11 protein-coding genes are annotated in these 13,928 nt (G+C 45.3%); 5 read left to right on the top strand and 6 right to left on the bottom strand.

The window, feature by feature from the left end:
* Positions 1-12: 12 nt before the first annotated feature.
* A complete protein-coding gene (locus RID53_RS01360) occupies positions 13-231 on the bottom strand; it encodes a hypothetical protein (protein WP_446386407.1) in 219 nt (72 codons plus the stop codon).
* Between the two features lie 232 nt (positions 232-463).
* On the opposite strand from RID53_RS01360, the gene RID53_RS01355 reads away from it, so the two are divergent.
* From RID53_RS01355 to RID53_RS01345, 3 genes are all read left to right on the top strand, one after another.
* Complete coding sequence (locus RID53_RS01355) at positions 464-1,066, top strand: hypothetical protein (protein WP_446386406.1); 603 nt, start codon at positions 464-466, stop codon at positions 1,064-1,066.
* Positions 1,063-1,365: a helix-turn-helix domain-containing protein gene (locus RID53_RS01350; protein WP_446386405.1), complete on the top strand. Its 303-nt coding sequence runs from the start codon at positions 1,063-1,065 to the stop codon at positions 1,363-1,365. Before RID53_RS01355 ends, RID53_RS01350 begins: the two co-directional genes overlap by 4 nt.
* 128 nt (positions 1,366-1,493) lie before the next feature.
* Positions 1,494-3,074 (top strand): BamA/TamA family outer membrane protein, encoded by a 1,581-nt coding sequence (locus RID53_RS01345; protein ID WP_446386404.1) that lies wholly within the window; start codon positions 1,494-1,496, stop codon positions 3,072-3,074.
* Positions 3,075-3,088: 14 nt separating this feature from the next.
* Here the strand turns inward: RID53_RS01345 and RID53_RS01340 are convergent, their stop codons facing one another.
* The 3 genes from RID53_RS01340 to RID53_RS01330 all read right to left on the bottom strand — a co-directional run bounded on the left by RID53_RS01340 (position 3,089) and on the right by RID53_RS01330 (position 5,165).
* Positions 3,089-3,583, bottom strand: a complete 495-nt coding sequence (locus RID53_RS01340) for a hypothetical protein (RefSeq protein WP_446386403.1) — start codon at positions 3,581-3,583, stop codon at positions 3,089-3,091.
* 77 nt (positions 3,584-3,660) lie between these two features.
* Positions 3,661-3,963: a hypothetical protein gene (locus RID53_RS01335; protein WP_446386402.1), complete on the bottom strand. Its 303-nt coding sequence runs from the start codon at positions 3,961-3,963 to the stop codon at positions 3,661-3,663.
* Positions 3,964-4,265: 302 nt separating this feature from the next.
* Positions 4,266-5,165: a phosphodiester glycosidase family protein gene (locus RID53_RS01330; protein ID WP_446386401.1), complete on the bottom strand. Its 900-nt coding sequence runs from the start codon at positions 5,163-5,165 to the stop codon at positions 4,266-4,268.
* Between the two features lie 263 nt (positions 5,166-5,428).
* Here RID53_RS01330 and RID53_RS01325 point away from each other — a divergent pair, with 263 nt between their 5' ends.
* Together RID53_RS01325 and RID53_RS01320 are read left to right on the top strand one after the other, a co-directional pair.
* Complete coding sequence (locus RID53_RS01325; protein ID WP_446386400.1) at positions 5,429-6,175, top strand: DUF6920 family protein; 747 nt, start codon at positions 5,429-5,431, stop codon at positions 6,173-6,175.
* Between the two features lie 238 nt (positions 6,176-6,413).
* On the top strand, positions 6,414-6,851 hold the full coding sequence (locus tag RID53_RS01320; protein WP_446386399.1) for a hypothetical protein: 438 nt from the start codon (positions 6,414-6,416) through the stop codon (positions 6,849-6,851).
* On the opposite strand, the gene RID53_RS01315 is transcribed toward RID53_RS01320, so the two are convergent.
* Together RID53_RS01315 and RID53_RS01310 are read right to left on the bottom strand one after the other, a co-directional pair.
* Positions 6,747-12,419, bottom strand: a complete 5,673-nt coding sequence (locus RID53_RS01315; RefSeq protein ID WP_446386398.1) for a WD40 domain-containing protein — start codon at positions 12,417-12,419, stop codon at positions 6,747-6,749. The two genes, RID53_RS01320 and RID53_RS01315, sit on opposite strands and share 105 nt — an antisense overlap.
* A 145-nt stretch (positions 12,420-12,564) precedes the next feature.
* Positions 12,565-13,917, bottom strand: coding sequence for a P-loop NTPase fold protein (locus tag RID53_RS01310; protein WP_446386397.1), 1,353 nt, complete (start codon positions 13,915-13,917; stop codon positions 12,565-12,567).
* Positions 13,918-13,928 lie beyond the last annotated feature (11 nt).

Here is a 13,928-nt window from a genome sequence, read left to right as displayed (position 1 = left end):
AAGAGATTAATTTCACTCCTCTGTATCCTTCTCAATTACTGGATTTGGAGAAACGATTAGCCGCCTACGCCCAATTTGATCCACTAACTCACTTTTAGATTTTAGCCCCAATTCCTGGGCGATTTCTTCTAGTCCACGCGCCCCCGTCGGTGTAACTGTCAAGTTAAGACTTTTCTTTAATTCATTGTGATCAACGGGTTCTCCCCTGACACGCTTTTTACCTTTGGGCATATTATCGTTTAGTTCATACGCATATTCTAAAAAAATTCTAACATTCCCTATTGATTAGTTAACGCGCATGTTCTAATATAGTCATGTACAGTAAATGCGCGTTAACTAAATTCAAGTATTTCAAATGTTTAGAAAACGCGCAGGCACTATACAAAAACGCCAGACCTCCTGCCGTCCAAAGCGATAGGTCTGGCGCTGACTCCCACTATTGAATAGGAGCAATTTCAATCCTATGCCAAATTTCTCAAAAAGTACGTGCGATCGCGACTTAATTCGCCCATCCACTGACCAGAGGGGCTATCAGCAAGCCTTGGATGATTTTGCGATCGCCTCTCTCCTCTCTCGCCTGCAAACCCTCTGTAACACTGAGTTTGATGCAGTCGGGATGAATGTAAGCCAATCGGAACTGGAAAGCCTCGCCGCAATCCTGATCCGAGAGTTAACCGCGACTCTCAATGGCAAAATTGTATCCGGCTACCTCAAAGCCATGGGTTATGGCGGCTGCGACTTACCCATCAGCTTTAGTCACAAGCGCTTCTCAGTCGTTGAACTCCCCACTGACTTCCCTCACGTCAAACCGCCGAGATTTCTCTATGGGGATAAGCTGCAATGGATTCGCGATCGCGCAGACAGCCTCAACCCGAAACTCCCCAATCCGCCAACATCTCCAGACTGGGGAACTGCGATCGGCAGATTCTACGGCTTTGCGTCTCATCACTGTGGTTGGACATGGTGTTATCTGATTTGGCTGGACAAATGTTCCCCCAGTTCCCGGTGGACGGTAGCTGATACGGCTTGGGAAGATGACCTGGAACCTTGGGAGGAAAGCCGATGACACCCCGTCCTATCACTGAACGCGAACAGGCTTTAATTGACCTCTATGGTTACTGTCAACTGGGAATGACGCCGCAACAGTTTTATGCGAAATGGCTGGTAAATCATGAAACGATGGCTTTTATCTGTTCCCGTTCCATGTCTACTGTTGATAGTTGGTTCAGAAGAGGTCGTAATTACCGCCGTCCTCAACCCAGAGATTTGCGCCATCTCGCCTTTATGGACTTTGTGCTGGAACATTACGAGGAGATTCCGCCTGAACTTTTGAATGTGCTTTGTCCGGGTTTTGGGAATTTCTAGGAATTTCAACAAAGCGTAACATTATTGTAGAGATATTCCGGCGGAATATCTCTACCTTCCCTGATGGGAAATATACTGATAACATCGGTTGTAAAAGCGGAACTGGCACGTAGCGGGTAAGGTGGCTGATGGGGTTCTACCAACGGTGGCGCAAGTGGTTTATTCTTCCCCTAGTATTGGCTGGGGTAGGTGCAGAATTATTGGCGGCTGCATCGAGTCGGGGACAGGAAATAGACGTAGTTTCGCCAGTTGAGTATGGTTCGTTTGTGGATAATCAGGGGATGCCAATCGAAGCGCGATTAAACCCCACGTACCGCCAGAGGCGATCGCAACCCTTCCAGAAGCAGACGACTCTCCCCGATGTGCCTCAACGTCCTCAATCACCAAACCGTAATCCTATTCCTTCCAGGAGACCTGTTGCGATCGCGGATATCCAAGTTCGCTTTGTTGATGAAGACGGTCAACCCACTCCCGGAAACACTCGTCCTTATATCATTACGCGAGAATTTGATCTGCAACCTGGAGACGTTTATCGTCCAGAGGTCGCCCAGCAGGGGTTAGAACGAGTCACGCAGTTAGATAGTGTCGAGGATGCTACCCTCAGTCTCCAACAGACCAATCAACCCAATCAAATTGTCATGATTGTGAATGTGGTTGAGGATTCATCCTTTAATGTCACCGCTTTTCCCAGTGCAAGTCGGGCAAAAGGGATTTATGGGGTGTTGCGGTTAGAGGAGGAGAATCTGGGCGGGAATAATCAGAACTTGGCGCTAGAACTGGAAGGGGGCGAAGATACTCTAGGATTTGAGGTGAGTTTTACTGATCCGTGGATTGCGGGTGATCCGTTGCGGACAGGGTACAGTTTGGCGGTATTTAATCAGCGTTCTCCATCGGAAGTGTTTATTGGTGGCGATCGCGAGGTGGATTTGCCGAATGGGGAAACGCCGTGGGTGCATCGTTTGGGGGGAAGTGGGGAAGTGTTTCGTCCTCTGGGAGGGAATTGGCAGGCTGGGGTAGGAGTATCTTATCAGCGGGTGTCGATTCGGGATCAGGCGTTTACCGATCAGGTGCAGCCTGTGGATGAATTTGGCAATCCGTTGAGTTTAAGCGATCGCGGTCAAGATGATTTATTGACGGTGAATCTATCGGCGGTGCAAGATAATCGCGATGATACCGATTATCCCAGCCAAGGATCTAATGTCAGAGTCGGGATGGATCAGTCGGTTCCTGTGGGTGAAGCCGATATTATTTTTAATCGGGTGAGTGGAAGTTATACCCAATATGTTCCGGTGGAGTTATTTGGGTTCACCTCTGGCGATCAAACCTTAGTGTTTAATCTTCAGGGAGGAACCGTGATTGGCGATTTACCTGCTTATGAAGCCTTTAGCCTCGGCGGGGGGAGTTCGGTACGCGGCTATCAGAGTGGGGAAGTGGGTGCAGGTCGGTCTTACCTGCAAGCCACGGCTGAATATCGGTTTCCGGTGTTTACTTGGTTAGGGGGTCGGATATTTGCGGATTATGCCACAGATTTAGGTTCAGGGGATACTGTTACTGGGGAACCGGGAGAGGTGCGGGATAAGCCAGGGAGTGGATTTGGTTATGGGGTTGGGGTGAGAGTGCGATCGCCTTTTGGTCCAGTACAGGTGGATTTTGGCTTAAATGATCAGGGGGATTCTCAGGTGCATTTGGGCGTAGGAGAACGGTTTTGAACTCTCAGCGATCGCTACTCTGGAGTATTAGCCTTGACAGACAACGATTCCAAAACGTGAACGGCTTCATCCAGCAAAGAGTCTGGCAAGTTTTCGACTAACGCGATCGCTTTTTGACGAACGTCCTGACTCGTCTTTCCTGTATCCTGATCAATTAAACTTTCTCTACCGCCATCACCCGTTTCTGGCTGGCGATCGCATTTAAATGGCTTCAATGTTGATACAGCTTCTTCAGAAGTCACAAATTTACCGACATCTGCTGGAAGTTCAACGGCTTCTTTCTTGTAAAATTGAGAGACTAACTTACTTACATTCATGGCTACCCGCTGATTAAACCTGAACCAATCTAAAAACCTGCGCTCTCCATGAGTTGTCTGAAGTTGACGACCTCCCACTTGATTAACTTCAGTGGTAAATTTGAATAAGTGCTTATTTTCACCAATCGACAACAATACCTCATAGGAGTTAGGCTTTTGGGCGGGTTTAATTGATAAAACTTTTACGTTCATCGCCTTAGTGAATAAATGGCTTGACTATTCCAATAATTTATAAATTCTTCTCTATCCATCTTATAACTTGTAGCATCCTAAGGGTCACGAATTAGAATTTTTCCAGTCTCGTCAATTCCATCAACAACAACTATGTGACCTAAATGAGCCAAGGGTTCCCACAAAACCGCCCCCCACGAACCTGTACTAATCAGTATATCGATTATTTCCGAGTCTGTTGTTTCTGGAATAGACACAGTACCACCTAACCAAACTCTAGAGCTACTGTCATCAAGACTATTGAGTACAAGTGCCAGAACTTCAGCACTCACAGGCACTCCAGTTTCAGCGGCGATGATAGATTGATTCACATCGTAAATCTCTCGATCTCTGAGTAGCATATCTTGCTCGCTACTAATACCCAATTTAAATGCATAACAGCACGGCAGTGCCGTGTCCCTAGAGGTGGTATAACTGTTTCTAGAGAACCATCAACGATAACGATAGTAATATCGGTCTTAATCATATCGAAGGCGACCCGAGAATCTGTAGGGGCGGGTTTGACCTATAACATGCAAGCCCAAATTGGTAACTTTTGTAAACCCGCCCTGTGACTGGTGGTGTTAATTAGGCTAAGCGGGTCGCCCCTACAGGGATCTGAACAGGCGATCGCTCTTTTTAAGACGATATATTTTTTAATCCTTCAAACTCTGAATAACTGGGGAACAACAGGTCGTTCTCCTTGTTGAAACTTCTGCCAAGTCTCTCGTAAGAATGTCGGTGCAGGATGATGGGAATCATACACCACGATCGCGTTCGTGAGCATCCGTTTAGGATTCACTAAAATCCTCCCCCTCTGGTATAATGCGCTAGATGCACCACCATCTAAATTCATCGCTTCGCTGCACCCAATTGCCCGCATTACCTTCGCTTCTTTCCATAACGGTAACGGTGCTAGAAACGTGACCAAGACTAATTTTTTGCCACTAGCGGGAAACCCGATCGCACAGCGATGCGCCACACCCATAACACGCGGGTCAGTAAATCCTTCACTACGCGGCGCTAACCAAACTTTCCCGTTCCTCAGCAGTCTGGGACCCCCAGTCAGCGAAAACCAATGTTGACTCCAGTCTGGCTTTCCATCCACTCGCGCTGTCACTAATTCCGGTTGGTTTCCGACCCGTAATCCCAGCGTCGTGCCATAATTTTCCCAGGGACTGTATTTGAGAAAGGTTCCAGCGGAGACCATATTTCCCATCAGCCGTTTTGGGTCTTTTTTACTAAAAAATGTGCCACTGGCGACGACAGCCGCATGATAGCGACGAACCATATTACCAAACGATTCCTCGCCAATCGCCCCTTGATGATTTCCCAACGTGGAATTATTAGCTAAACCAATGGCGATAAATGTATCGGGGTTGGTCAGATCAATATGGGTTTGATAGAGGGGAACACCGAGAATCGTACTGCGGCGAAGACTGACAGACTCGGCGGCAACTGGGGAAACAAGTCCCAACCCTTGGGCTAAAGCTGCACCACCTAGGACTAGAAATGAACGTCGAGTGAATTTTCGCTGAGGACTGGATAAATGGTGACGTGACATCGGTACAATTTCAATAGGACTAGCAGTTATAAACGCCAACTGGATTGGCTAGGTTTATGACTAGGTGGATTGCAACCTGGTAATTGATGATTCGTGATTGGAAAATGCTGATTATGGAAGAGGGAAGGTTTGTGTAGTCTGAGAACAGATTTGTATCTTCCTATAGCAACCTGATGAATTGGTTAGCTTCACTAATAATAAATACTGGATTATAACGATTTAATCCGGACAATTGTTTTTAAGAATCAGGGTTGGAGGTAGTGATGAGTCAAGCAGTTTCCCTAAACGAGTTGTGGGAGTCAACGCCACCCAGCGAACAGATATTTCAACCCGATCAGTTAGTAGGGTATCCTGATACGGTACAACGCTATCTGAACCATGCGATCGCGCCCGGAACACCATTAGCCTCTGCGGTGCGACTGCGGATGCATGGTGAAATTAAACTGCGGGGTTGGCTTCCCTTCACGGCTGAACAAGTCATCTCTTGGCGTCGAGGTTTTATTTGGCGGGCGGCGGTACGGATGAATGGCTTACCGATATGGGGATCTGATCGGCTGGTGGATGGCGTTGGCGGGATGCGGTGGAAGCTGTTTGGGCTATTTCCCGTGATGACAGATTCAGGTGCAGATATGACGCGATCGGCTGTGGGTCGAATGTTGGCAGAATTGATTTGGTTACCGTCTGTACTCTGTCAACAGGATATATCCTGGACTGCACCCGATACCGTTCATGCTCATGGTAACTTAACCCAGTTTGGCGAGAGGTGCAACCTGATCCTCACGGTTGATCATCAAGGGGGATTGGAGAGTGTCAATCTGAGGCGTTGGGGTAATCCTGAAGGTGGTGAGTTTCATTATGAAAACTTCGGCGGTGTGGTGGAAGCAGAAGGGACGTTTGGCGGCTACACTATCCCGACTCGCTTGTTAGGTGGATGGCATTTTGGTAGCGAACGTTTTGAGTCAGAAGGAGCATTTTTTCGAGTGACTATTGATCAGGCAATCTATCGTTAAATTTCTTGTAGGGGCAACCCGCTTGCATGAATTAACAATTCTATTCCTCTCAATTTGATAGTTAATTTTTGGGTAGGGGCGACCCGCTTGCACAAATTAAAAACTCTAGTCCTCTCAATTTGATCGGGTCGCCCTTGTCTGATGATTAGCGAGCAAGATGCAAAGCCTGCGGCATGGCTTCGCTAAACGCACTACAAAGATTTCGCTATTATTGAAATTACAATTTTGAGACGCTTAGATGATACCTTTTAGAGAGGCGATCGCGTCCTGTTACATCAGCAGCTTAAACCCTTATACTAAAAGAATGCTAGCTAATGACTCAACGATTATGGCACAAGTGATTCAAGCCAGTGAACTAACCCTGCATGATGTCAAAGAAAAGTTCAATCTGCAACAAGTTGAGGATGAGCAGTTTTTTGGGGAATGGCAGGGAGAATTACCCGAACTTACAGCCGCTCAAAAGGAATGGTTAGACCAAGTTAAGGCAGATTTTTTGGCATTAGATAATACCTGGCGATTGGAAATCGCAGCTATACAAAGAATGGTGCGCCTACGCGCACTGACTAAACGACTAACTGTTACTATTAATACCGTCGCAGATGCGGCGATCGCTCTCATTCAGATTGGCACTGGGGTTATTCAAATAGAAGCGCAACCAATCACAGCCTCTCTCTAACAGTTCCTCTAATCCTTCCATACGCCACAATTTAACTGTACTGTACTCTCCTGCTGTAGCCAACAGTTTACCATCTGGGCTAAAGCTTACACTTAGAGATACGTTTTCATAAACACCACGACTATAAACACGTTGATATACATCAATTTGACCAATTTGTCGTCCCGATAAGTCCCATAGTCGTGCAATTCCATCTTCTCCTGCTGTGACTAAACGCTGTCCATCTGGACTATATTTCACACTTAAGACTGCCTCTTGATGCCCTTTTAAGGGAGCTATTTGTTTTCCCGATAAATCCCAAAGTCGAGCTGTCTGATCTTCTCCTGCAGTAGCCAGTTGTTTTCCATCGGGACTAAAACTCACACTGAGGACTGCCCCTGAATGCCCCTTGAATTCGGCTAATTTTTGACCAGATAGGTTCCACAGAAAAACACTGCCCTCTTCTCCCACAGTAGCGAGGTGTTGTCCATCCGGGCTGAAACTGACACTGAGGAATGCCTCTGAATGCCCCTTAAATTCGGCTAATTTTTGACCAGATAGGTTCCACAGAAAAACACTGCCATCTTTTCCTACAGTGGCGAGACGTTTTCCGTTGGGGCTAAAACTTACACTACGAACTACCTCTTGATGGCTCCGAAATTCAGTTAATTGTTGACCTGACAAATTCCACAGGCGAATCAAACCATCCTCGCCACCCGTAGCTAAACGGTTTGCCTCTGGGCTAAAATCAACACTCATTAAGTATCGACTATATGGTATAAAACGCAGTTGAGTTCCGTTCTCATCTGTTTCAGTATTGCTGAGTTTCGGTTCTAATTGGGTAACCTGTTTTCCTGAGAGAGTCCAGATCTTAACTGTGCCATCTGCACCAACTGTAGCAATATGTTTATAATCAGGGCTAAAAATTATATTATTTATTTTAACCTGACTTGTAATAAACTGACTAAAATAGTGACTTGATATATCCCAAATTTTAGAAATTTCATCTTCAGAGGCAGTAACTAAATATTGTCCATCTAAACTGAATATTGCGTGATAAGCAATACCCTGATGACCCTGTATTTCAGCAGTTGGCTGTGCAAACCGTGCAAACGGTTGCCAGACTTTTATTGTACCATCGAGTCCTGCTGTAGCTAGACGTTTTCCATCCGGACTAAAACTTACGTCCCAGATTCCATTCTGATTTCCCTTAAATTTATTTACTATATTGATTTGTTGCCCTGACAGTTTTCTAACTTGGACTGTATCGTCATCTCCCGCCGTAGCCAAATACTGACCATCTGGACTAAAGCTAACACTCCGCACTATTCCTTGATGACCTTTCATTTCAGCAATGATTTGTCCAGACAAATTCAAAAGTTTAACGGTGCCGTCAAATCCTGTGGTAGCGAGATACTGTCCATTAGGACTGAAATTTACATCCCACACTCCTTGCTGATTAGTATCAAATAAGGCGATTTGTTCTCCCGATAAATCCCAGAGTCTAACGGTATTATCTCCTCCTGTAGTTGCTATACGCTGTCCATCTGGACTAAATTGAACCCAAATTACTGAACCTTTATGTCCATCAAATTGAGCAATTTGTTGTCCAGATAAATTCCAGAGTTTGGCGTTGCCATCTTTTCCAGATGTAGCTAAACGTTGCCCGTCTGGGCTAAAACTGACACTCATAACTTCACGCTGATGAGCATCCAATTTAGCAATTTTTTGTCCTGCTAAATTCCAAATATGGACTGTACCGTCTTCGCCTCCAGTGGCAATATATTTCCCATCTGGACTTAAACTTACACCCCAAACACCGTCTTGATACCCATTAAATCGATTTCGTTCATAGATATTGGCAAGAATACTTTGTAAAGCCAATAGAGGACTACTCGCGGGATAGTCTTGGATAGGACGTTTATCGTTTAACAAAGCCTTCAACTCTTTCCCACTCTGAATCGCTGAAAGTAAACCTTCTAGTTGTTGACCCGATTGAAACTGCAGTAAAGCTCTTGCTCCTTCTTGCTCTAATTTAGTACCTATAATGGCTTCTTTCCGTGCCGAATCTGCCAGTTCTAACTGTGTTTTAGCCTCGGCTACTGCTATCTGTGCTTGCTCAAATTGGGTTTGAGCATCTCTTGCTTGTACTTCTGCCTGCTGTCGTTTTGTCTGTGCAGTTATCAGTCGTTTCTCCGCATCTTGGATTTTCCGCTCTGCTACTTGAATTTTTTGCTGTGCCTCTTGAGCAACTCGATTCTGTTCTGCTTTCACTGCATCTAAATTTTGCCTCGCTTTCGCTTCTCTAAGACGAGCGTTATTTAACTCTCGATTGGCTACTGTTAAACGCTTCTTAGCTTCTTCAACTTTTTGATTGGCTTCTCTTGCTCTTTTTTGAGAGTTACTTACTTTTTTCTCTACAGTTTTTACTTTTTGCTCCGCTTGAATTTCTCTAGAATTAGCTTCCTTTACTCTGATGTCAGCATCCTTGACTTGCTGTTCGGCTTGTTCAACTTGTAGTTGTGCAGTTGACACTTTCGTTTCTGACCATATCCATATCACTACTGCCGCTACAAGAGTTAAACCCAGTATTGCCGAACCCATCTGAATCCGACGCTTGGCTTGTTGATTAGCCAATGCCAATACCTTTTTACTCTTTTCCGTCCTTTCTAGTTCTTCTTGAGCTAGCCGATTAAGCGCCTCTGCCTTTTGGCGTTGTTCTCGTTCTTTTTCCAGTTCGGCAATTAACTCATTTAACCTCGATTCCTGCTGCTTACGAATAAACTCAGCTAAATAATCATGAACTAATTGATAACGGTCATAAGGCGTTTCTGGCAACAAAAATACTAAACCCGAATCCACGAAAATCCTTAAGACCAAATCCAATTTACCCGCTTCCCGGGTTAAATCCGCCGCTAATCCCTCTAAATCCCGTTCCAATTCAGCGCGAGTCTTCAGCGGACGAGTTCCTTTTTCATCCGTCAGCAAATACAGCACCAATTCCGCCGCCTGCTGATTCTCAGCGCCACAGTCCTCAACCACTTCCTCCAAATAGCGCTTGACTAATTCTTCTTTCGTGCCTAACTCCCGATACTCCGTCAATGTTTTAATATTTTCCGCCTGTAACTGCGCCCCCACTACCTGCAATTCAATCGGTAAGATTTCCCCCGTTTTACCCGCCAAATCCTTCACCAGTTGGTCAATTAAAGCAGGTTCTAAATAAAAGCGCGATCGCGTGGTTAAATCTTCTATAATGGCTCTGGCATCGGTTGGTGAAAAGTTCCCTAATTCATACAACACATTCTTCCCCAGAATGTCATGACCAATCACACTCATGCTATCCAGGCGATTGCACTCTAACAAATAATGCAAATAATCTTCCCGTAGCGACAGAATCACCTTCACCGATAAAATATTCAAACAGTCTGCCAAAAACTGCCAAAACTGTCGTCGTTCAGCCGCATTGGTATAAACAAAAAAGAATTCCTCAAACTGGTCAAAAATTAGCACTGTCCGCCGCTGACGCTGTTCATCCTGTCGTAACTGTTCCAGGATTTGGAAATAAGGGGGATTGGGTGGAGATGTTGTTGGTTTTTCGGGACAGTTATCCTCTAAATCAGAAGAATTGGGCGGGTTTTGTTGAGCGGTTATTGGTTTTCCCGAAAGGTTATCGTCTAAACCCGCCCCTACGGGTTCATCGTCATTAAGTAACTGCTTTTCTAATTCCTCTATCCAATTGGTATAAACTCGGATTGAAATCGGAACATTTTTCTGAGTACCAATAACTCTGTGCTTCAACGCTGGAACTAATCCGGCATTCACTAACGAACTTTTTCCCACCCCAGAACGTCCGTGAATGACAATTAATTTACAATCATTCCGTCCAATCCGTTCTAATAAGCGCTCTAAATCTCGCTGTCGTCCAGAGGCGATAATTTCCGGTGCGACTGACTCTTGGTTATCTGTTTTGACTGAAGCTTCTTGCTGATTTTTTAAGGAGAAAGAACCCAAAGCCTCTCTCCTTGCAGGAGAGAGGTTTTCCAAATCCCGTGACCAGTAAGAAGCATCTTCTCGGTGCGGTTGCAGTCGTCCCGCACCAATAAAAGCACGAATACCATATTGCTGTTCAATGGAACGTCGCTGTTTTTTTGTCGCAAACGCCGCTAAATATTGCCTTTCTTCAAAATAGAGTTCTCGTAACTCTTCTAATATGCGAACAGAAATCAGGGGATGCCGAAAATCACCTAATTCCCTAGCTTTAACTAAATGAAAAATCGCCGCTTGCTTATTTCCTAATTGCCGTTCAGCTTGAGCTAAAAACAGCAAATTTAATCCCTGAATCCAGCGCTTAGGTTTCGGAAGTTGAGTAATAATATCCTCCGCTTGCTGTGCGGCTTGACGCGCATCCTCCCAGCGCTGTTGCTGTAAGGCGACTTCGGCTAAAAAGCTATAATCTTGAACTAATTTACTGGTACTGCCATACTGTTGATGTAAAGGTAAAGCCTTTTGCGCTACCTGTTCCAATTCATCCCAGGCTTGCATCCGTTGCAGCACTCGTTCGAGTTGAGTAATGCATTTTGCTACTAAATCGGGGCGGTTTTCTTGCTCAAATAAGTCTATACCATGCTGGAGGTAAATCTTAGATTTTTGCCAGTTAACCGCCTGGTGTTTTTGGCGGTCAGTTGTGCGATAGTGGTAGAGTCCAATATGAAATAAAACCAATCCAGCTTTTAATTTGGAATTAATCGGGGTGGATTGAATTTCGTTATCAAGTTCCCCGACTTTGGGGTCAATCGGGGCGAGTTTAGTGAGGTTATCGGTTTGATCCGATAAGTCATCAGTTAAACCCGCCCCTACCTGCTGCCAAAATGTTAAACTTTGCTGAAAATACTCTAACGCTTCGGGACTATCTCCAGCATTTAACCCGCGAATAAACTGCAATCCCGCTTCAAGCTGGGGGTCTAAGTCTTGCACCCGATGGGGTAACTCTTTTAACGCCAAGTCAACTTCTGAACGACTTAAGCACCCTTGATCTAAAACGTCGCTTAAGTTGTATAAGGATTGAGAGGAATTAACGGCTAATGCTGTCGCCAATAACGACTCAAACGTCTCCTGTAAAACCTCAGTTAACTCATTCGTTGGTATAGCAAATCGAGTGGTCGTTGTCCAACTCTCAAAATCGGGTGCAATTCTCAGAAACTTGACATGAACTGCATCATTAATCCACAAAATAACCGGAAAGTGGAAATTCTTGCGAAACTCCTCCCGCACCTGATTCGTTGCCCTCAGCATATCATCCAGATTATCCACCGTAGCTAATCCAGATACCATCAGGGCGTCGGGCATTTCCTGTCCTAATTGGGCGCAAATGGTCGAGTAAAGGGTTCGATCTGATTGCTTCAGGTGAATGACTCGAATATCAAGGACACATTGGTCTTGCACCTGCTGGATTAAACGGTCTTGCAAATACGCATAATTACAACGCGCTAGCATTATATAAAATCGTCCCTCAGAGGCTTCAATTGCCCAGATTAATTCCTCTAAGGCTTCCTGATTATCAATGGTACTCTCGTCTATATAGTTATCCATATTACATTTTATATAATGGAGGCTATTCTCTTAACCGTTTCCTTCTTGCTCCCCTCTCCCCTGGTGGGAGAGGGGCTGGGGGAGAGGGGTTAAGCTTAAGTTTACATGGATGATGGATGAAGCCCTTGCGCCCCTACCTCAAATATTATCCCTGTAACTCTTGAGCATCAACCAAAATCGGATTCACATCAAACCAAGACTCATCCTCATAATAATATTCAAACACCAGCCGACTGCGAATCAACAGTTCATAACCCTGATCATCGCTTACCCATTTCCGTTGCTGCACTTGTCGCAATAACTCCCACTGATTATCCGATATTCTCAATGTCATTTCATTGCGATATTGTCGAACTAATTTGTCCAGAGTTGGGCGCGACAAGGGAAACTTTCGTTCTTTTTTAATCCAATCATTCAATAACTTTAACAAATCGCGCACATGACCCCCACTCCGGTAGCAAAGATAGTCTAAGCTTTCCAAAGTATCGAAAATTTCAGTACAATTTTCCAGGCGTTCCTGTTCTGTTAAATCCGGAAATGCCCGTGCGAGAACCATCTGTCGCAGTAAACGGATTCCCGCTTGACAATCGCTGCCATCTTTTAACTGTACCGGAACCATGGGCAAGATTTTCGGTCGTTCCGGAAACCGTTGCGTCAACACCCCATAATCATCGGAGAATTTCAGCGCCAAGGGCATAGTATAAACCAGATGACAGTACAGCTTGGTTAAACATTCACTCTGATCCACAAATAAATAGTCCTGCTGTGGACGCCCCCAGGGTTTTGGGCTATTATCGATCCGATCCAGGTTATCGACAATCACGACTAAACCCTTTTTACCCTGCTGTTTAAGTTTCGCGATCGCAGGTTCGATCAGTTCCTGATTAATGATCTGCAAGAGTTGGGTTTTCTGGGGTCCGAGGTACTGATTTAGTCGCTGTCGCATCATCGCATCACTTTTTGTCTTCGCGGTGATTTCACCAATCCCAAACGCCAGAGAAACGGTATCATTTTGAGAGACAACACCCACATCGCCCAGGTTAGGCACTTTAATTCTCACCCCCTGCACCTCAGCGTTTAATACCCTTGCAGCCCCCTGTACCAGCGTCTGTAACCCCGTCAATTTGCCGAGTTGGACGGTTTGCAAACTTTGAGAAATCCGCCGTGCGATCGCCAATAGCACATCGCCAATATCCACATCCGCCATTTCCAAGTCTTCACTCGACTCAAAATAGACGACATGAAACCCATCTGCTTCTAATTCTGCCTTCAGTCGCAATAACTCTGTGGATTTGCCACAGCCAATATGTCCGGTAAATAAGGCGCAGGTAGGTTCATCAGGGGAGAAAAAGGTAATATTATCCTTAAGTTCCTCAATAATCTTCCCCCCGCGTACCGGGGAAAAGTCGATATAAAATTTCTGGTCTTCCGGATTGTCTGCAACCAGCGTCCGGCTAGGGTTCGTTGCTTTAAAAAATGTCTGTAACTCTACCTTCATTTTCCCAGTTC

Source organism: Coleofasciculus sp. B1-GNL1-01, from assembly GCF_040220235.1.
Classification (GTDB): Bacteria; Cyanobacteriota; Cyanobacteriia; order Cyanobacteriales; family Coleofasciculaceae; genus Coleofasciculus.
The sequence above is the reverse complement of the archived record's forward strand: the minus strand, read 5'-3'. Positions and strand labels throughout refer to the sequence as shown.